Raw genomic sequence first — 19989 nt, 5'->3', positions numbered from 1 at the left:
GGCGCATCCGGACGCCGGTGGCCGGGTGACAGCCCCGGGCGTTAGGCGGTGGTCGGCGACCAGGCGGGCCGACCGGCCTCGAAAGAGGTGATCATATCTTCGTGGCGAAGGGTCAGCCCGACGTCGTCGAGCCCCTCCATCAACCGCCAGCGGGTGAAGTCGTCGAGGTCGAAGGTGGCCACCAGCCCCGCGCCCCGGACCTCGCGCGCGACGAGATCGACAGTGATCTCGATCGTGGGATCGGCCTCGACCGCGGACGTGAGTGCCTCGACCGTCTCAGCCGACAGCTGCACCGGCAACAGGCCGTTGCCGAGGGCGTTGCCGCGGAAGATGTCCGCGAACCGGGGCGAGAGCACGGCACGGAACCCGTAGTCCTGCAGCGCCCAGACGGCGTGCTCCCGCGAGGAACCGGTGCCGAAGTCCGAGCCGGCCAGCAGGATCGACGCCGCGGCGTACGCTGGTTCGTTCAGCACGAAGCCGTCGTCGGCGCGCCACTGCGCGAACAGGCCGGCGCCAAATCCCGTCCGCTCGATCCGCTTGAGCCACTCACTTGGAATGATCTGATCGGTGTCGACGTCGCTGCGGCGCAGCGGCACCGCGCGCCCGGTGTGAATCGTGAACGCCTCCATCGCGGAAACGCTCCCCTCTCAAAGAAGTCGTGGATGAACGACGGTCGCCGTCGTGCGTGGACCGACGATCCACGCCGGGCGCGCTACAGATCCGCCGGAGCGGTCAGCCGACCGGTCACGGCGGTGGCCGCGGCGACCGCGGGCGAGACGAGATGGGNGCGCCCACCCNGCCCCNGCCGGCCCTCGAAGTTGCGGTTCGACGTCGAGGCACTGCGCTCGCCGGGCCGAAGCGTGTCGGGGTTCATGCCGAGGCACATCGAACAGCCGGCGCTGCGCCACTGCGCNCCCGCCGCTCGGAAGACCTCGTCGAGCCCCTCCGCCTCGGCCTGCGCCTTCACCGCCATGGAGCCGGGAACGATCAGGACCCGGACCCCCTCGCTCACCCGCCGGCCGCGCAGCACGTCGGCGGCGGCGCGCAGGTCACTCAGGCGCCCGTTGGTGCACGATCCGATGAACACCGTGTCGACGGTGACGTCGGACAACGGGGTGCCGGGGGTGAGGCCCATGTAGGTCAGCGCTCGTTCGACCGAGGCCCGCGCGGCCGCGTCCGGGTAGTCGGCGGGCGCGGGAACCAGCGATCCGAGCGGTGCGGCCTGGCCCGGGTTGGTTCCCCAGGTGACGTAGGGCGTGAGGCTCGCGGCATCGATCACGACCTCCCGGTCGAAGACCGCGTCGGAGTCGGAGGCGAGGGTGCGCCAGTAGGCCACCGCTTCCTCCCAGGCAGCACCGGTGGCGACACGCGGCCGCCCGGCGAGATACTCGAACGTGACGTCGTCGGGCGCAATCATCCCGGCGCGCGCGCCGGCCTCGATGGACATGTTGCAGACCGTCATCCGGCCCTCCATCGACAGGGCCCGGATCGCCGCACCGCGGTACTCGATGACGTGGCCGGCACCACCGCCGGTACCGATCCGCGCAATGATCGCCAGGATGAGATCCTTCGCGCTGACCCCGACGGGCAGGTCGCCCGCCACGGTGATCGCCATCGTCTTCGGCCTGCGCTGCGGCAGCGTCTGGGTCGCGAGGACGTGCTCGACCTGGCTGGTGCCGATCCCGAAGGCCAGCGCCCCGAACGCGCCATGGGTGGAGGTGTGGCTGTCACCGCAGACGATCGTCATGCCGGGCTGGGACAGCCCGAGCTGGGGGCCGACGACGTGCACGATGCCCTGGCCCGGGTCGTTCATCGGGTACAGCCGCACGCCGAACTCGGCGCAGTTCTTCCGCAGCGCCTCCACCTGGGCCGCCGAGATCGGATCGGCGATCGGCGCCAGCGTGTCGGTGGTGGGGACGTTGTGATCCTCGGTAGCGAGGGTCAGCTCCGGACGCCGCACGGGCCGCCCGGCCAGCCGCAGGGCCTCGAACGCCTGCGGCGAGGTGACCTCGTGAACCAGGTGCAGATCGATGTACAGCAGATCCGGTTCACCGTCGGCGCGCCGCACCACGTGGGCGTCCCAGACCTTTTCCGCAAGTGTGCGCCCCATGGGCAACCCATTCTCCCCTCTTCTGGCGTGGTGATGAGTTTCCCTCTCCCACAGCTTGTTGTCTCATGATGTGGGATGACAGTATCAATGTGTGAAACAGCTTAGCGGAGTCGGAGTCCTGGACAAAGCAGCCCTCGTGCTGACCGCCGTCGAGGCGGGACCGGCGTCACTGGCTGATCTGGTGGCCCGAACCGGGCTCACCCGCGCGACGGCGCATCGGCTGGCACAGGCTCTCGAGGTCCACCGCCTGCTCGGCCGGACCGCCGACGGCCGCTTCGTCTCCGGGCCGCGGCTCGCCGCGGGGACCCCGACCCCCTTGCCGTGGGACCTGCTGGATCGGGCCGGCCGGGTTCTCGCCGAGCTTCGTGAGGTGACCGGAGAAAGTGCCCAGCTCTATGTGCGGCGCGGGGCCCTGCGCCACTGCGTCGCCGCCTCCGAACGCGCCAGCGGCCTGCGCGACACCGTGCCCGTCGGCGCCGCACTCCCGATGACCGCGGGGTCCGGTGCTCAGGTCCTCCTCGCCTTCGCGGCGCATCCCGAGCCGGAACTGCTCGCCGGAGCCCTGTTCGACGAAGCTGTCCTCCGCCGGGTGCGCGATCGTGGCTGGGCGGAGAGCATCGGGGAACGCGAGAGGGGGTTGGCGTCCGTGTCCGCCCCGGTGCACGATGGCACGGGAACGGTGATCGCGGCAGTGTCCCTGTCGGGACCGGTGGAGCGGCTCACCCGGTCGCCGGGGCGCCGGCACCGCGCGGCGGTCCTCGCCGCGGCGGCCCGGCTCTCGACACCGGCCGTCGGCTGACACACCACTCGTCTATATCCACTCGCCTGCATCCACCCGCCACCAACCGCCGGCCACCGGACGTCGGCCACCAACCGGTGGACCACCGCAACTTTTCCCCGGCCACAAAACACGCGACCGGACCTTTTCGTCGGCCGTTCTTGCCATTCGCCATTTTGAATCCCCCATTCGGACCCCACGCCCGCGACTGCCCGGGCTACATCTGCCGGTGGCGGGCGGCGGCTCCACCGCGCAGGGGTATCCCCCGCCGCGCGGCTTCGCCGCCCTACGTCGTAGCCTGTTCGAGTCGTCCGTCTCGGATGATCGGAACAGTAGGCCGGATGACCCATGCGGGTATTGGCATCTAGTGCAAGCGATACAGCTCGCCCGCGCACTGGTGCGCTCGTCCGGATGACGCTGCGGGCTCCGCCCACGGGCCGCCGCCGCCCGCAGCGGCGCCGTCGTAGGTTCGGCCGCCCCGGGCGGCGCCAAAGAAGGGGACAACGCGCGGTGCGCAAACTGGGTTCGCGGTACGTGCTGCACGAGATACTCGGGCAGGGTACGACCGGCCAGGTCTGGCGGGGCGCCGCCGTCTCGGACGGTGCTCCCGTGGCCATCAAGGTGCTGCGCCCCGAGCTCGCCGACGATCCCGAGATCGTGGAGCGCTTCCTGCGTGAATGGGACCTTCTGATCGACCTCGACAGCCCGGATCTCGTCGCCGTACGCGATCTGGTGAACGAACCCGACGTGCTCGCCATAGTCATGGATCTGGTTGACGGTCCCGACCTGCGGACCCATCTGCGCGAGTTCGGGCCTCGACCGGTGGAGGAGGCGGTCCGGCTCGTCGTCGGCACCCTGTGGGCGCTCGACAGCGTGCACGCCGCCGGCGTCGTCCACCGGGACGTCAAACCCGAGAACATACTCATCGACACTTCCGATCCGGCTCATCCGATCGTGCGCCTGACCGACTTCGGGATCGCCCAGATGATCAATGGTTCGTCCCGGACCAGCGTCACCGGGCCGATCGGGACCCCGCTCTACATGGCTCCCGAGCTGAGCACGGGCGCGCCACCCACCCCGGCAGCGGACGTGTACTCGGCGGGAGTCGTGCTGTACGAGCTTCTCGCGGGTTCGCCGCCGTTCGACTCCCCCAACCCGGCCGAGCTCCTGCAGGCGCACNGCGAAAAACAGCCCCAGCCCATCCAGGGTGTGCCGGCGCCGGTGTGGGGTGTGCTGGCCGGAATGCTCGCCAAGTCCCCGAGGGGGCGGCCCGTGAGCGCCGCCGACGCGGCCGAGGACCTGGTCGAGGCGCTCGAGGCCAGCCGTTGGGGGGGCGGCTACGCGTCCAGGCCAGGCAGCCATGCCGAGCATGACAACCGAATCCAGCTCTCCGCACTCGCCGGCGCGTCCGCGGCCCGAAGCGCGGATCATTCCCCCGCCACGGGAACGCAGCGCGTGGTGCGCTCCGCCGCCGTGGCCGCGGCGGGGGGCGCGGGATGCGTGGTCGGGGCGGGCGACGCGGTCGGCGCAGCCGCCTGGTCCGACCTGGAGCACACGCAGATCGCGGGCAGTCCGCTGACCACCGCCACGAAGGCCGGTGGCACGCAGGCCGGTGGACGGGAGGGCGGCGTCGAGCGCACCCGGATGGCCCCGGCCACCGGCGGCCGGGGAGGGTGGGACGGTGACGCCCCGACCGGCATGCAGCCGGCGCTGCGGGTCCCGGCCCGCTCCGACGCCCCGGCCGCGGACACGAACACAGTCATGTCGGCGATCCCGGCGAACCACCAACCCGGCCCCCCGATCGGTGGGGCCGCGGCCGCCTCGCGGGCGGCTGCCGACCGGCGGCGGCGTAGCCGGATCGCGGCGGGTGCGGGCCTTGTCGTCGCCCTCGTCGCCGGTGCCGGCGGCTGGGCGCTCGCCTCCAGCGGGGGCACCGGCGCGGAACTGAGCGCGGACGGTCCCGGCGGGGTGTCCGCCGCGGCGGCCTCGGGCGGTTCCGGCTTCGGAACCAGCGGAGCCGCTCCGGGCGTGGCCGTTGGGGTCAACCCGACGAGCCTCTCCGGGGGCGGGGCGACCCCGCGGCCCAGCGCGAAGGGATCTCCCTCTCCCGGCGCCGGCACGGCGCCTGCGGCCAGCCCCACGGGGGCCACGCCGACGAACAGCCCGACGGCGCGGAGCAGCCCGTCCCCGTCACCCACCGACGACGGCACGGCGACCGTTCCCAACACCGAGGGCAGCTCGTTCACCACGGCGGAGAACACCCTGAAATCGGCGGGCTTCACGAACCTCAGTAAGGCCTTCGGGTGCTACGGCGCCGGTGCGGTCGACACCGTCGCGCACCAGTCCCCGAAGTCGGGGAAGATTGCCAAAACAGCCACGATTAACCTGCAGGTTGAGGATTGCGCGCAGGTACCCGGCGTCATCGGAATGACCGAGTCGGACGCCAAGTGGCAGCTCACCCTCGCCGGTTTCACCTCCACCGCGGTCAACGGGTCATGCAGCAACAGCGAGACCAGCAAGGTGTCGGCGTACTCCCCCACCGGACAGCGTCCACGCCATTCCACGACGGTGACGTTGACCCTGGCCTGCACCAAGCCCCCAGCGTCCGCCCCGGCCCCGACCCCCACATCGACATCGACATCGACGGCCAGGACCTGAACGCCTGACCATCGGGCCGCCGGCGGGGCAGGTCCCGGCGCCTTCCCGGCACGGGGATCAGCCCCGCACGGGGATCAGCCCGGCGCGGGGAACGGTCTTCCCGCCCCGCTCAGCCGAAACGGTCCATGGGCAACGAGCGGATGTCGTCCCGGGAACCAGCGAGTGGCCCGCCGGTAAGCCGTGGCTTACCCGGCTCCTCGTCAACCCGGATACTGCGCGGCAGGGGCATCGGAACCGGTAGTTCCGCCTCAGGCTCCGGCGCGAGCGCCGCCAGGCTGGTCGCCGCCCACAGGTCCACCTCGACGATGATCTCGCCGTTCTCCGAGGACATCCGCAGCCGTCCCCCGTGTACCTCGACGAGGCGTCGCACGACATAGAGCCCCATGCCGGCCCCGTCCGTGGGGCGGGTCGCCGTGCTGTCCCGCTGGGTGAACGGTTCGAAGAGCTGGCGGATGGTGTCGGGGTCGAGATCGGGCCCGGGATTGCGGACGCGCAGGACGACCTCGTCGCCCACCCGGCCGGCGATGAGCCGTACCGGCGCTCCCGGCCAGGAGTGCACCAGCGCGTTGTCGACGAGGTTCGCGACCACCTGGATGAGGGCCTGCCGGGCCATCCGCACCGGCAGCTCTGGCGGAAGATCCACCGTCACGCTGCTTGGCGACCCGGCGTACGAGAGCGTGGCGAGCACGTGCCGGACGACCTCCGGCAGATCGGCGATGGTGGTCTCGTCCGTGCCGGTGGCCGTGGCGGCCGTGAGCATGTTCTCCAGCAGGCGGGAGAGGCGATCGGAGTAGTTCACCGCCGCATCGAGCAGATCGTCGAGCTGGGCGTCCGAGAGCCGGTCGCGACGGCGCTTGATGGTCAGCAGGTTTCCGCGGATACCGGTCAGTGGCGTGCGGAACTCGTGCGACACCGTCGCAACCAGGTCGCTGCGGATCCTGTCGGTCTCCTCCAACCGGGCCATCAGGCTCTGCTGACCCTCGTAGAGCTGCTGCCGGTAGTGCTCCACCCGGCGGCGGGACTGCTCGTTGTAGTGCCAGAAGACCATCTGTGCGCAGGCAAGGGCGAAGATGAAGCCGGCGTGCAGGCCGGCCACCAGCCAGGCGTTGTCCAGCAACTCCCCGTCGGCCGAGATGATGTTGCCGATCGCCAGATTGGCGACGAACACGAAGGCGATCGCCAGCAGGTAGACGGTCCACTCCTCGTAGAGCGCGATCAATGCGACGACCACGAAGAAGTGAAAGTACATCGGGGTGAGGCCGCCCGAGAGATGGACGAGGACGACCGAACAGCACAACAGCCCGAGGCTGGCGGCCAGGGCACGGACCCGACGGCGGCCGGGCACCACCGCGGAGGCGAACAGCAGCGCCGGCAGACTGGCCGCCAGAAAGCCGTGCACGAGGCTCAGGTCGCGCCAGATCGCGTAACAGACGATGACCGGCGGGTGCATCGCCAGCACCAGGCACATCAACGTGTGACGGGCTGTCCAGTCCTCGATGGGCAGACCGCGGCCCTGGGGNAGCAGCGAGGNGATGCGCCGGGCAACTCCCGGCAGGACGTCCACCTGCTCCGGTGCCGATCCCGGCGGACGCAGCCGACCAGCATGGCGGGCGGCGCGCCCCACATGCGCACTACCATGCCGACGCCGTGCGCGTTCGGGTGTCGATGGACTGACGGTGGACATCCGCGCNAGTTTGTACCGATCCGGTGCTGGAGCACCATGGTTGTCAAGGGTGGTGTCGCATGGCGACAGTGCCCAGGTTTGACTAGGCCATCTGCACCACCTGGTACCGGGCTCAACGGAGCATGGCGCGGACCTCGCTCTCCCCGCCAGGCTGTGGTCCGCGGGGTGGCCCCGAGACGGCCCCCCATGGAGGAGGACACCGTGCCCTCAGTGGCCCTGACAGCCTCGACCGCTTCCGCGATCGCCCCGTCGACCGCGGGTCGGATCGGCCCGCCGCAGCCGGGTGCCACCGACGATCCCGCGCTGACCGCCGTCATGGCCCGAGCCGCGCGCCCCCAGCTGCGCCTGGTGGCCTCGACCCCGGACACCGAGATCGAAGTGGTCCACGGCCGCGGAGGCCCGGCGTCCTGCGGCTGCCGCGCGTGCACGATGGCCCGCCACCCCGCGGCCATGCTGCGGTTCGAGGTTGTGCGGTAGGCCCGGATCGCGCCCGACATGACGATGGCCCCCGGAGAGGAATCCGGGGGCCATCGATGGTCTTGGTGCGAGGGCGCATCTCTCACCCTCTGCGAAGAATCAAAGATAAAATCACTGTGTAGCCCCGACCGGATTCGAACCGGCGCTACCGCCTTGAGAGGGCGGCGTCCTGGGCCGCTAGACGACGGGGCCAAGACTCTGGTTCTTACTTACGCGCTTACGCGCGTATCACACCATACAGCCGTGTCACACTATACAGCATAGCGGCCAGTTTCAACCGAGCGGTAGATCTGGTGCAGCTGGGGTACCAGGACTCGAACCTAGACTAACGGAGCCAGAATCCGTTGGGCTGCCAATTACCCCATACCCCATGGGCCCTGTCCGGGCGCTGCCTACTGTACCTCATGCAGAGGGCAGATCAGCGCGCCGGGGTGCCGATGTACGCCGGTCATCCCCGTCACGTCCCGTGGCTGGGGCATCGGGAACGACCGGCAGCCACCCGATCCACGGCCACCCGGCGGAGGATCGCACCGCGGGCGCTAGCGAGCCGTCACCGGGTTGGTGAGCGTCCCGATGCCCTCGACTGTCACCGCCACCGTCTGCCCCGGTGACATCGGCCCCACGCCCGCGGGCGTTCCGGTCAGCAGCACGTCGCCGGGTAGCAGCGTCATGGCCGACGACAGGTAGGCGATCAACGAGGGGACGTCGCGCAGCAGCAGGCCGGTTCGGGAGCTCTGGCGCAGTTCGCCGTCCAGGGTGGTGCGGATGGGCAGATCCGCCGGGTCGAGATCCGTCTCGATCCAGGGACCGAGGGGGCAGAAGGCGTCATGGCCCTTGGCCCGGGTCCACTGGCCGTCCGCCTTCTGCTGATCGCGAGCGGTCACGNCATTGGCGCAGGTGTAGCCGAGCACCACCTCGAAGGCCCGTTCCACCGGGACGTCACGGCACAGCCGGCCGATGACGATCGCCAGCTCGCCCTCGAAGTCGACCCGCTCGCTGTCCGACGGAAGGATGATCGGATCGCCCGGGCCGGCGACACTGGTGGAGGGCTTGAGGAAGAGGATCGGACGCTGCGGCGGGGNGTCACCGCCCATCTCCTGGACATGGTCGGCATAGTTCTTGCCCACGCAGAGCACCTTGCTCGGCAGCACGGGAGCGAGCAGCCGCACGTCGCCGAGCCCCCGGCGGACGCCGGTGAAGGAGAACGGACCGAACGGANGNGGGGTGATGCCGCGGANCNCGGCCGTNCCCGCCTCGATCGACCCCTCCACGACCCCGAACCCAGGCTCCGAACCATCGGTAAACCTCGCGATACGCNCCCCCAAACCGTACCGAGCCCGCGGAAGGCGCTGACACGACCGGCCGGNGGGCGGCCCCGCCACGCCGCGGGTATGACTTGTATGACCGACATGACCACGGCCGGGGCCTGATCAGGTTCGCCAGAACGGTGACGAGTGACCGAGAATCAGGCCAGAATCCGCGCCTGGTCCACCGCCTGGTCCACCAGCGGATGGCGGCCACCCGGTCCCGCTGTCCTGTACTGACCAGAGCCGACGCGGACGGCCGACATCACCGCGGAGCTACCCGGCAAGCTACCCGGCAGAGGACCGGCAGAAGAAAGGAAAGGAAGACGGTGAGCGAGACCGACACCACCCCCGTCTACGACGTCGGCGCACCCGAGCCGAAGCCGATCGACGAGGAGCTGAGCGTCAAACTGGGCCACCTGGCCGAAGACGCGATCCTGCGGGGTAAACCCAACGGCGACGAGCGGTGCGACAACTGCCTGTACTACCTGGACACCGACAAGGACATCGCCTACTGCTGGCACCCGAAGCTGCGCGTTCTGGTCGGCGGCGACTGGTGGTGCCAGTGGTGGGAGGAGATCCCGCAGGACTGACCGCACGTAGCCGGCGGACCGGCCCGCGGCGGCGGGCTGCTCCGCGGGCGATACGCCGGGCCCCACCCCCGGGCGCGGCCCGCCCGGGGGTGGGGCCCGGCGTCAGGGCGCGACCGGGTCCGGGCTCTCCCCCTGCCGCCGCAGTCCGTAGTCGACAGCGTCCTCCAGGGCCGCCCAGGAGGCTGCGATGATGTTCTCGTCCACGCCGATCGTGTCCCAGCGCTCGCGGCCGTCGCTGGTTCCCAGCAGGACCCGGGTCACCGCGCCGGTCCCCTGCTTGCCGTCGAGGATCCGAACCTTGTAGTCCACCAGGTCCAGATCGGCCAACCCCGGATACGCCTTCTCCAGCGCGTTGCGCAGTGCCGTGTCGAGAGCGTTGACCGGTCCGTTCCCCTCCGCCGTCNCGACGTGGCGTTCGCCGTGCGAGGTGAGCTTCACCGTCGCCTCGCTGGCCACCTCGCCGCCCGGACGCTGCTCGACGATGACGCGCCAGGATTCGAGGGTGTAGAACCGCTGCCGGCCGGTCACCTCGTCGCGCAGCAGGAGTTCGAAGGAGGCCTCCGCGGCCTCGTAGACGTATCCGGCTGCCTCCCGCTCCTTGACCAGGTCCACCACCCGTCCGAGCGCCTCACGCTGGTTCGACAGGTCGAGGCCGAGCTCACGGCCCTTCAGTTCGATGGTCGCCCGACNGGCGAGTTCCGAGACCAGCATCCTCATGTCACTGCCCACGACCGCCGGGTCGATGTGCTGGTACAGGTCCGGATCGACCTTGACGGCACTGGCGTGCAGGCCGGCCTTGTGCGCGAAGGCGCTGGCCCCGACGTACGGCCGGTGCGGGTCGGGCACGGAGTTGGTGACCTCGTCGATCGCGTGAGAGACCCGGACGAGCTCACGCAGCCGCCCGGGCGGCAGCACGGCCCGGTCCAACTTGGTCTCCAGGCCCGCGATGACGCTCAGCAGGTTGGCGTTCCCGCACCGCTCGCCGTAGCCGTTTGCGGTGCCCTGCACGTGGGTGACGCCGGCCTCCACCGCCACCAGGGTGTTCGCGACCGCGCAGTCGGCGTCGTCGTGGCAGTGGATACCGAGCCGGGCGCCGGTTGCGGCGAGGACATCGGCGACGACCGCGCCGATCCGCGTCGGGAGCATGCCACCGTTCGTGTCGCACAGCACGACGACCTCGGCACCGGCCTCGGCCGCAACGGAGACGACCTCAAGAGCGTAGTCGGGATACACCCGATGGCCGTCGAAGAAGTGCTCGGCGTCAACGAACACCCGCTTTCCCTCCGCGCGCAGATGCGCGACGGTGTCCCGGATCATCGCGAGGTTCTCGGCCGGGGTGGTGCGCAGGGCACGTTCGACATGGCGCAGATCCGACTTGGCGACCAGGCAGACCACCGAGGTCCCCGCGTCCCGAAGCGCCGCCACCTGGGGGTCGTCCGCGGCGGCGCGGCCCGCCCGCCGGGTGGCCCCGAAGGCGGTCAGCACGGCGGTCGTCAGGTTCAGTTCGCCGCGCGCCCGGGTGAAGAACTCCGCGTCCTTCGGGTTCGATCCCGGCCAGCCGCCCTCGATGAAACCGACGCCGAGATCGTCCAGGTGACGGGCCACCGCGAGTTTGTCGCCGACCGAGAGCGACAGCCCCTCCTGCTGGGTACCGTCCCGCAATGTCGTGTCATAGACGTGCAGGGAATCGGGATCGTATGGCCGCACGGGGCGCCCCTCCGCAAGGATCTTGGGTCGTTCCGCCCCGGCCAAGCCGAGCGGTCCGGACAACCTCCGGCACGCCGAACCGAGCAGAGTTCGGGAACCTGGGGCCGCCACGCGCCCGGTCCCAGGGGTCAGCGACCGAAGCGCGCGACGGAGACGGGTTCGCCGCCGGGTGACAAGCCTACGATGTAACAGGCCCGACATGTGACGGGTGTGGCGTGCGCCATAGCGGAGGATCTCAGTCCCCCGCGAACCGACGTAGCCGGTCGACCTGCAGGATCGTGATGGTCTGACCTTCCGAGAGGATCCAGGTCCTCCGCTCGAACTCGCGCAACGCCTGGTTCACCGACTGGCGGGAACCGCCGAGCAGCGAGGCGATCTCGGTCTGTGTGAGGCCGAGTTCGATCACTGGACGCCCTGCCTCCCGCATCCGCAGCAGGAGCAACTTGGCCACGCGTCGCGGCAGATCGAGGAAGACGAGGTCGGCATTCGCTCCGGTGAGGCGTCGCACGTGCGCCACCAGTGCTCGGATGAGCTGCTCGGCGACGGCCGGTCGTTCCCGCACGAGTTCCCACACCGCGGTGCGGTCGAGAACCAGCGCGGTACTCGGTTCGAGCGCCTCGACGCCGGCGGACCGGGTCCCCCCTTCGACGATGTTGAGTTCTCCCAGGGTTTCCCGTGGCCCGACAATGTTCAAAACGTGATCACGGCCGTCATCGGCCTTCGTGAGCACCTTCAACCGTCCGGAGGCGACCACCAGAAGGGTGTCGGCGGGTTCGCCTTCCGTGAAGACAACCTGTCCACGCCGGAAACGTCGCGTGACGGCTCGTGTGGCGAGCCGCAACAGGTCCTCCTCCTGCAGTTCCTTCAGCAGCGTGGTCGCTCGGAGCAGGGCGACCGCCTCGTTGTCGTGCATGCGGTGACCGTAGCGCCGTCCGCCTGCCTCATGTTCCCCAACTACCCCGGACGACGGGATCGGATGCGGCGGCAGACCGCAAGCATTCCCGGCGTACGACACAGTCGACATCATACCGTAACATGATGACTACTCCAGCAACGTACCACGTCGCGCATGGAGAGGATTCCGGCTACGCCACCACCCGAGGTAACGATAAGGTGCCGAAAACCACCTCGCAGCATCGCGGCAGCCGCCTCGTCCAAGGACCACTCCGGATCCGCGAAGACGACATCGCGGGTGAGATGGTCACCCGCGATCTCGACATCCGGATCCTGAGCCGCGGCGATCGACCGCAGAACGTCCCGTTCGGTCAGGATCCCGTAGCCCTCGCTGTCCGCATCGTGGACGACCGCGGCACCGACCTTGCGCGCCGCCATCAGCCTCGCCGCCTGGCGAAGCGTGTGCCCCGGGCNGATCATGAGAACAAGGGAACTCATACCCTCCGAAACCCGCACGACGCCCTCCCGACGCTTGTGCATTCGTGAAAACTGCTACTCGCGACGGTAGGCCCTGCCTGCCGTGTTGACCAGAGCACACGATGCTTCGGCATGGGCATTATGTGAGCCCGGCCACGCGGGGCCGGGCTCACGGCCCTGGCCGGGACGCGGGGCAACGTGGAACGCCCGCGACGACGCCGGCCACGGCGTTATTGCTGGACGAACTCGTTCCACTCCTGGTATCGGTCCAGTTCCCCTCGGGTCGCGCGGTGGAAGATCTCCAGCAGCTCCCGGGTGACGGGGCCCGGCTTCCCGCTCCCGACCTGCCGGTCGTCCACCTCGACGATCGGCACGATCTCGGCCGCCGTGCCGGTGAAGAACGCCTCGTCAGCCAGATAGAGGTCGGTGCGCACGATGTGCTGCTCGATCACCTCGTACCCCTGGTCGGCGGCGATCCTCATGATCGAGGCGCGGGTGATGCCACCGAGCGGACCGTCCGTGAGGAGCGGAGTGATGACCTTGCGTCCGGAGACGATGAAGACGTTTTCCCCGGTGCCGTCGGCGATGTGGCCGTTGGGGCTGGTCAGAATTGCCTCGTCGTAACCGGCCTTGACCGCCGCGACCTTCGCCAGGGACGAGTTGAGGTACTGCCCGGACGCCTTGGCCGCCGGCGGCGTGATGTTCGGGTCGTTCCGCTTCCAGGAGGAGATCATCGCGCGGACGCCGTTCTCCTCCGCCTCCTCGCCAAGGTAGGCACCCCACGGCCACACCGCGATCATGACCTCGACAGGAGAGGGCAACGGATTGAGCCCCATCTCACCGTAACCGAGGTGGATCAGCGGCCGGATGTAGCAGGAGGCGATGTCGTTCACCGCGATGGTCTCCTTCGTCGCCGCGACGACCTGCTCCGGCGTGAAGGACGGCTCCATCACATAAATCTTGGCACTGCGGTAGAGACGGGCGATGTGGTCCGTCAGCCGGAACACGGCGGGCCCCTGGGCCGTCTCGTAGCAGCGGATGCCTTCGAACACACCCCACCCGTAGTGCAGGGTCGGGTTGAGCACGTGGATGCGGGCGTCGTCCCAGTCGACGAACTCTCCACTCATCCAGATCTTCGAGGTTGGGGTGATAGGCACGGCGACTCCAGGCCAAAGTGCGACGAAGCGAACAGGAGATGACGAATCCGCCGATCTTCGCCGTGGTGGGGCCCTGTCGGCTGCCGTCTTACCGGATCTACGGCTCCCGTAGAGAATAACCACGACGCACCTGGACCGGAAGGGCCCCGCGGCGATCAACCATCCGGCCTCCACCGGCGGCGTGGCGGGGNGACGAGAAGACCGGCGTGGCGGGGNGACGAGAAGACCGGCGTGACGAGAACTCAGCCCGCAGCCCGCGCGGCAAGGTCCTCGCCACGTTCCCGGGTCGACGGCTGGGCCGCTCCCGCGGCGGCACGATCCGCCAGGGAGGAGGCGACGGCGGCCTCGACCTTCGCCGCCTCCTCGGCGTGGCCGAGATGATCGAGTAGCATCGCCACCGAGGCGACGGTGGCCGTCGGGTCGGCGAGTTGCCTGCCGGCGATATCCGGGGCGCTGCCGTGCACGGGCTCGAACATGCTCGGGTGGACACCGGAGGGATCGAGGTTGCCACTGGCGGCCAGGCCGATCCCGCCGGTGATGGCCGCGCCGATGTCGGTGAGGATGTCACCGAACATGTTGTCCGTCACGACGACGTCGAACCGACCCGGATCGGTCACGAAGAACATCGAGGCCGCGTCCACGTGCTGGTAGTCGACGCGCACGTCGGGGAACTCGGGCGCCACCTCGGCCACGGTGCGCGACCACAGGTCGCCGGCCTTGGTCAGCACGTTGTTCTTGTGCACGAGAGTCAGGTGGCGACGCTCGCGTCGATCGGCCCGCCGGAACGCGTCGCGCACGACGCGCTCGACGCCGTACCGGGTGTTGAGGCTCTCCTCGGTCGCCACCTCATGGGGCGTCCCCTTCCGGAGCACACCCCCCGCGCCCGCGTACGGCCCCTCCGTGCCCTCCCGCACCACGATCATGTCGATGGCCGGATCTCCGGCCAGCGGCGAGCGGACTCCCGGATAGAGCCGCACCGGCCGGAGATTGACGTGATGGTCGAACTCGAACCGCAGCCGCAGCAGCAGGCCACGCTCGAGGACACCGCTGGGCACGCCGGGATCACCGACCGCCCCGAGCAGGATCGCGTCGTGACCGCGCAGTTCCTCCAGCACCGAGTCGGGCAGCGTCTCCCCGGTCTCGTGCCAGCGCCGGGCACCCAGGTCGTATTCGGTCGTGTCGACCTTGGGATGTACCGCGCGCAGCACCCGCAACCCCTCCGCCNCCNCCTCGGGGCCGATCCCGTCACCGCCAATCACCGCAAGCCTCATAGGCCGACTGTAGCGGCCGACCGCGGCCCCGCAGCGGTCCCACCCGGCCTGGCCCACCCGACCGGCGCCGATCCGGCACGGGGCCGCACGGGGCCGCACGGGGCCGCTCACGACGGGCCGCCGCCCCGACGGCCGTCATCGTGCTCCCGAACGGCCGCGAACCACCCCCGAATGGCTGCTAACAGTAGCCATTCCATTACCTCAGTCCAACCTCAGCGCCGGAACGGCGCCTCACACCTCCGCATTCGATCACCTTGAGTAATCGTAGTGCACCACCTCGCCAAATAAAGTTCACCCTCGTTGTCGCTGGATTGATTTCCATCGGCCGACTCGGACTACTCGCACGCCTCGCGTCGGCACCCGAAAATCCTGGCGAGCAATGACCGTTTTGGCAACGGATCAACGATGAACGACGCCTCCGGCGCCCAGAAATCGCCGATCTTGCGTCGGGGACACGGGAAGGACGATGAACGGCAATCTGNCCGCTNCCCGCCGGTCACACAAAAGAGCGCAGAATTCACAACTCCGGACGGTACTCGCACCCGGCATCGCGGCCGGATGGTAAGAAACTCACTTACAGGACAGGTGCGACGTGCTTCGATGCGAGGGGGTGCACGGCGCATGATTACTCGGCAGCGGACTCCCGCGGGACCTCCGTCCAGCGACCGCCCCGATGTCGGCGACGCGGCTGTTTCGTCCGGTGGCGTGGCCGAGGGCAGGACGCTGCCCGCGGCCGATGGGGCGGGTCCCCTCGGCCGGTTGAAGAACGGCGACGGCGGTGGGACGCGTGGCGACGACCGGCCCGACCTGCGCCGAATTCTCGCCGACCCCGACGAACCCATGCTGTTCTTCCAGCCGATCGTGGATCTGCAACGGGGGGTCATCGCGGGGTATGAGGCGCTCGCCCGCTTCCACAGCCACCCGGCCCACCCGCCCGACCTCGTCTTCGCCGAGGCGGACCGGCTCGGGCTCGCGGCCCAGTTGGAGGCCCGTGTCCTCGCCGCCGCGCTGGAGGCGCGTGACCGGCTTCCCGACCGCTGCTTCCTCGCGGTCAACGTCCTGCCCCATCTGCTCACCGCACCAGAAGTCACGGCAATCTGGCAGCGCGCGGACCTGCGGCGCCTGGTCCTAGAACTCAACGAGGCAGTCGACCTCGACGCCACCACCGGCCTGACGACCACCGCGGGCGCACTGCGCAACCTCGGTGCGTTCGTGGCGATGGACGACGTCGGCTCGGGCTATGCCGGGTTGCGGCAGCTGGCGCGGATCCGCCCCGACTTCGTCAAGCTGGACCGCTCGCTCGTAGTCAACGTGGACGACGACCAGGTCAAGATCGCCCTCACCGAGCTGGTCGGCACCTTCGCCAGCCGGCTCAACGCCTGGGTCATCGCGGAGGGGGTCGAGCGGTTCGACGAGCTCGGAATGCTGGTCGCGCTGGGGGTTCCGCTCGGCCAGGGATTCCTGCTCGGGCGTCCCTCCCGGGCCTGGCAGCAGCTCGACCCAACCGTGGCTAGGCGTATCCGCCAGTTCTCGGAACGCAGCAACCACGCCGCGAGCATCGAGAGCCTGATGGAACAGGTCACGATCAGCATAGGTGACTCCGGTCGGTGCGCCATGTCCGCGGACTGTCCGTCCTGTCCCATGAGCGCCGCCCGGAACCGGGACGGTCTCGCGGCCGGCGATGATCCGGCCGGACCGGACGGTGACCGGACGCCTCGAGCGACCGTCATCGTCTCCAACCGATGCCGACCGGTCGCCCTGCATCTGTCCGGCGGCCCGGGCGGCGGCACGGAACCGCGCCGTGTTCCCACGACGCTCTTCGCGCGGCCCGAGGAGCCGGTGACCGAGGTCGCGCGTCGCGCCATGACGCGGGCCCGGGCCAGCCGATTCGATCCCGTGATAATCGTGACCGAGATGGGGCGCCCACTCGGCCTGGTACGGATGGAGCGTCTGATGCTACGGCTCGCGGAAATGTCCACATGAGGCGAAACCGCTATTGGACCNCGCAGGCGCTCATGTCGCCGAGCCCAGCGGCCAGGAGCCATTCCGCGTCGGCAGAGATCATCGTCCGGCACCCGAGCATGAAGCAATTCTACTGTGGTGCGATCATGCACGACTGCGAGACGCGCATGATCGCCCCCACCGAAGACGATCTTCTCCGTTCCGTCGACACCCACGCGAGAGTTGATCATGGTATGACGGATATCCCGGAGTCGATGCTGGACGAGGTCCGCCAGAATATCCACGACGTGGAACCGGCGGACCACCACGACTAACCAGCGCCACCACCACGACCAGCCCGCGCGGGCACCGAACGGTCCCGGGCAGCCCGGTTCACGGCACTCACCACGGCCCGCAGGGACGCCGTCACGATGTTGGCGTCGATCCCGACTCCCCAGAAGATCCGGTCGTCGACGGCCACCTCGAGGTACGCGGCCGCTCGCGCATCCGCTCCCGAGCCCAGGGCGTGCTCGTTGTAGTCCAGAATCCGCACGGTCAGATCGCGGCTGGCGAGCGCCGTGACGAATGCGTCAATGGGGCCGTTGCCGGTTCCCGTGATCACCGTGTCGGCCCCCTGGAAACGGACCGAGACGGAGACCTCGTCCCGATCGCCCGACGCCGCCGTCGTCCGGGAGCCCAGCAGTTCGAGCGGGCCGGACCCCTCCGCGCCGTCCAGGAAGTACTCGCTGCGGAAAATCGTCCAGAGTTCCTCGGCCGTCACCTCGCCGCCCGCGGAGTCGGTGTGGCGCTGTACGACACCGGAGAACTCGATCTGCAGCCGGCGCGGCAGGTCCAGGGAGTGCTCGGACTTCAGCAGGTATGCCACCCCTCCCTTGCCGGACTGACTGTTCACCCGGATCACCGCCTCGTAGGAGCGGCCGACGTCCTTCGGGTCGATCGGCAGGTAGGGCACCTCCCAGCGGGTCTGGCCGGTGCGCTCCATGGCCTCGAAACCCTTCTTGATGGCGTCCTGATGGGAGCCGGAGAAGGCGGTGTAGACGAGGTCGCCGCCGTAGGGATGACGGGGATGGACGGGCAGTTGGTTGCAGTACTCCACCGCGCGTCGGATCCCGTCGATGTCCGAGAAATCGATCATCGGGTCGATCCCCTGCGAGAACAGGTTCATCCCCAGCGTGACCAGGCAGACGTTTCCGGTCCGTTCCCCATTGCCGAACAGGCAGCCCTCGACCCGGTCGGCGCCGGCCAGCACACCCAGTTCCGCCGCGGCGACCGCGCAGCCCCGGTCGTTGTGCGGGTGCAGGGACAGCACGACGGCATCCCGGCGGGTCAGGTTCCGCCCGACCCATTCGATCTGGTCGGCGTAGACGTTCGGGGTCGACATCTCGACCGTCGCCGGCAGGTTCAGCACGACCGGACGCTGCGGGGTCGGCGCCCACACGTCCATGACTGCCTCGCACACCTCCACCGCGTAGTCGAGTTCGGTGCCGGTGAACGACTCCGGGCTGTACTGCCAGCGCACATCGGTGCCGTCCAGTAGTTTCTCGGCGTACTGGGCACACCACCGAGCGCCCTGCACCGCGATCTCGGTCACCCCCGCCCGATCAAGACCGAACACCACCCGCCGCTGCAACGTGGATGTCGAGTTGTACAGGTGGATCAGCGCCCGGTCCGCGCCGACCAGCGACGCGGCCGTGCGCTCGATCAGGTCCTCCCGCGCCTGCGTCAGGACCTGGATGACGACGTCGTCCGGGATGCGATCTGATTCGATCAGCTGCCGGATGAAGTCGAAGTCGGTCTGGCTGGCCGCCGGGAACCCGACCTCGATCTCCTTGTACCCCATCGCCACCAGCAGCTCGAACATCTGCATCTTGCGGGCGGGGGTCATCGGGTCGATCAGTGCCTGGTTACCGTCGCGCAGATCGACACTGCACCATTGCGGGGCGCGAGTGATCGTCCGCTCGGGCCAGGCCCGGTCGGGAAGTGAGACGGGGACGAACGGACGGTACTTCTCGACCGGCATGCCGGACGGCTGCTGCGTGGTCATTCCTGCTCCTGCTTCCTCGAAGGAGTCCCCCGCGACCGTGATCACACGGTTCGCGACGTGGGTGACTGGATGCCGGAGGATCCGCGGAGAATCAGCAGAGGAGCGTCAGGTCGCACCTGGACGCTGGACCGCCGGATGGCGAGGATCCCGACGCTGACACACGAAAACACCGCGACGGGGAAGCCAGCTCAGGTATCAGGCCCCGCCGCGGCGGCTAAGGAGAAGCAGCGCACGCATCGCGCACCAACATTACCGGATGTTCGGCCGACCGCGAGGAAACTCCGGTGCCGCGACGGCGCCGGGGACACGGAACTGACCGCTGCGGGGCCGCAGGTCGTCGGTGCGCACGGTGCACACGGCCGCGTGCGCACCGAGCTGCCAGCTGGGTTCGGACGGGTAGATCGTGCCAACGGTGCGGTGCGGAGTGCTGTCGACGGTTCCGGGGAACTCGCGCAGTGCTCCGGCACAGCGCTCGTCCGTCACCTCGGCGACCACCGACGCGCCAGGCCAGCGATGGAAGAGCACCGCCAGGTCGACCATCCGGGTGACCTCGTCGATATGGGGCTCCCGGCAGCTCACCCGGACGGGCACCACCGGATCGACCGAGGCGGGCGAGCCCGCCGGATACGGGGTCCAGTTCAGGCAGTCACCCGGCCGCAGGGCCGCGAGCAGGTCCGGCCTGATCCCAAAGCCGGCGGGGGGACCGGTCAGCGTGCCGGTGGCAGCCGGTACGGCGGTCTGCTTGGTGGCCGCGGAGGACCCCGACGACGTGGTCGGCACCAGCCGTGCGGCGGNCGGGCTGGTCCGGTTCGCCGTCTGCCGCAGGGCGACGACGGTGATGGTGATCATCCCGACGATGATGGCCATGAACGT

The 19989-nt window shown here is 69.5% G+C and carries 17 protein-coding genes and 2 tRNA genes; 6 read left to right on the top strand and 13 right to left on the bottom strand.

Going from position 1 to position 19989, the window contains the following annotated elements; genetic code table 11:
* Nucleotides 1-41: 41 nt before the first annotated feature.
* Nucleotides 42-629: a 3-isopropylmalate dehydratase small subunit gene (leuD, locus tag CED_RS11950; RefSeq protein ID WP_011437996.1), complete on the bottom strand. Its 588-nt coding sequence runs from the start codon at nucleotides 627-629 to the stop codon at nucleotides 42-44.
* Nucleotides 630-712: 83 nt separating this feature from the next.
* A complete protein-coding gene (leuC, locus tag CED_RS11945) occupies nucleotides 713-2110 on the bottom strand; it encodes a 3-isopropylmalate dehydratase large subunit (RefSeq protein ID WP_035910547.1) in 1398 nt (465 codons plus the stop codon).
* Between the two features lie 91 nt (nucleotides 2111-2201).
* On the opposite strand from leuC, the gene CED_RS11940 reads away from it, so the two are divergent.
* Together CED_RS11940 and CED_RS11935 are read left to right on the top strand one after the other, a co-directional pair.
* Nucleotides 2202-2909 (top strand): IclR family transcriptional regulator, encoded by a 708-nt coding sequence (locus CED_RS11940; RefSeq protein ID WP_011437998.1) that lies wholly within the window; start codon nucleotides 2202-2204, stop codon nucleotides 2907-2909.
* Between the two features lie 489 nt (nucleotides 2910-3398).
* Nucleotides 3399-5546: a serine/threonine-protein kinase gene (locus CED_RS11935; RefSeq protein WP_035910544.1), complete on the top strand. Its 2148-nt coding sequence runs from the start codon at nucleotides 3399-3401 to the stop codon at nucleotides 5544-5546.
* 109 nt (nucleotides 5547-5655) lie between these two features.
* Here the strand turns inward: CED_RS11935 and CED_RS11930 are convergent, their stop codons facing one another.
* Nucleotides 5656-7230, bottom strand: a complete 1575-nt coding sequence (locus tag CED_RS11930) for an ATP-binding protein (protein ID WP_035910541.1) — start codon at nucleotides 7228-7230, stop codon at nucleotides 5656-5658.
* A 201-nt stretch (nucleotides 7231-7431) separates the two neighbouring features.
* On the opposite strand from CED_RS11930, the gene CED_RS11925 reads away from it, so the two are divergent.
* Nucleotides 7432-7707 carry a hypothetical protein gene (locus CED_RS11925; protein ID WP_023840241.1) on the top strand — a complete coding sequence of 92 codons (276 nt, stop codon included), beginning with the start codon at nucleotides 7432-7434 and terminating at the stop codon, nucleotides 7705-7707.
* Nucleotides 7708-7826: 119 nt separating this feature from the next.
* Here CED_RS11925 and CED_RS11920 read toward each other — a convergent pair.
* From CED_RS11920 to CED_RS11910, 3 genes are all read right to left on the bottom strand, one after another.
* Nucleotides 7827-7899 (bottom strand) — tRNA-Glu (locus CED_RS11920).
* A 107-nt stretch (nucleotides 7900-8006) separates the two neighbouring features.
* A tRNA-Gln gene (locus CED_RS11915) sits at nucleotides 8007-8078 on the bottom strand.
* A 168-nt stretch (nucleotides 8079-8246) separates the two neighbouring features.
* Nucleotides 8247-9032 carry a fumarylacetoacetate hydrolase family protein gene (locus tag CED_RS11910; RefSeq protein WP_051868773.1) on the bottom strand — a complete coding sequence of 262 codons (786 nt, stop codon included), beginning with the start codon at nucleotides 9030-9032 and terminating at the stop codon, nucleotides 8247-8249.
* A 308-nt stretch (nucleotides 9033-9340) separates the two neighbouring features.
* Here CED_RS11910 and CED_RS11905 point away from each other — a divergent pair, with 308 nt between their 5' ends.
* Nucleotides 9341-9604, top strand: coding sequence for a hypothetical protein (locus CED_RS11905; RefSeq protein WP_011438003.1), 264 nt, complete (start codon nucleotides 9341-9343; stop codon nucleotides 9602-9604).
* A gap of 102 nt (nucleotides 9605-9706) precedes the next feature.
* On the opposite strand, the gene cimA is transcribed toward CED_RS11905, so the two are convergent.
* From cimA to CED_RS11880, 5 genes are all read right to left on the bottom strand, one after another.
* Nucleotides 9707-11311: a citramalate synthase gene (gene cimA, locus CED_RS11900; protein ID WP_035910540.1), complete on the bottom strand. Its 1605-nt coding sequence runs from the start codon at nucleotides 11309-11311 to the stop codon at nucleotides 9707-9709.
* Nucleotides 11312-11546: 235 nt separating this feature from the next.
* Complete coding sequence (locus CED_RS11895) at nucleotides 11547-12224, bottom strand: Crp/Fnr family transcriptional regulator (RefSeq protein ID WP_035731281.1); 678 nt, start codon at nucleotides 12222-12224, stop codon at nucleotides 11547-11549.
* Between the two features lie 110 nt (nucleotides 12225-12334).
* Entirely contained in the window at nucleotides 12335-12721 is a 387-nt protein-coding gene (locus CED_RS11890; protein ID WP_035910583.1) for a cyclic nucleotide-binding/CBS domain-containing protein, read from the bottom strand.
* 191 nt (nucleotides 12722-12912) lie between these two features.
* Entirely contained in the window at nucleotides 12913-13839 is a 927-nt protein-coding gene (gene ilvE, locus CED_RS11885) for a branched-chain-amino-acid transaminase (RefSeq protein WP_011438007.1), read from the bottom strand.
* A gap of 242 nt (nucleotides 13840-14081) precedes the next feature.
* Complete coding sequence (locus CED_RS11880; RefSeq protein WP_035910581.1) at nucleotides 14082-15110, bottom strand: 3-isopropylmalate dehydrogenase; 1029 nt, start codon at nucleotides 15108-15110, stop codon at nucleotides 14082-14084.
* Between the two features lie 621 nt (nucleotides 15111-15731).
* On the opposite strand from CED_RS11880, the gene CED_RS11875 reads away from it, so the two are divergent.
* Entirely contained in the window at nucleotides 15732-17093 is a 1362-nt protein-coding gene (locus tag CED_RS11875) for an EAL domain-containing protein (protein ID WP_011438009.1), read from the top strand.
* 98 nt (nucleotides 17094-17191) lie between these two features.
* On the top strand, nucleotides 17192-17386 hold the full coding sequence (locus CED_RS11870) for a DUF1059 domain-containing protein (RefSeq protein WP_035731278.1): 195 nt from the start codon (nucleotides 17192-17194) through the stop codon (nucleotides 17384-17386).
* Here the strand turns inward: CED_RS11870 and leuA are convergent.
* Both leuA and CED_RS11860 read right to left on the bottom strand, forming a co-directional pair.
* On the bottom strand, nucleotides 17383-19116 hold the full coding sequence (gene leuA, locus CED_RS11865; protein ID WP_011438011.1) for a 2-isopropylmalate synthase: 1734 nt from the start codon (nucleotides 19114-19116) through the stop codon (nucleotides 17383-17385). The genes CED_RS11870 and leuA overlap by 4 nt on opposite strands.
* Nucleotides 19117-19365: 249 nt before the next feature.
* Nucleotides 19366-19983, bottom strand: coding sequence for a septum formation family protein (locus CED_RS11860; protein ID WP_235187038.1), 618 nt, complete (start codon nucleotides 19981-19983; stop codon nucleotides 19366-19368).
* Between the last annotated feature and the right edge of the window lie 6 nt (nucleotides 19984-19989).

Origin of the sequence: Frankia sp. CeD (assembly GCF_000732115.1) — a bacterium.
Classification (GTDB): domain Bacteria; phylum Actinomycetota; class Actinomycetes; order Frankiales; family Frankiaceae; genus Frankia; species Frankia casuarinae.
Note: the sequence above shows the minus strand (reverse complement) of the source record. Positions and strands in the feature narration are given on the sequence as shown.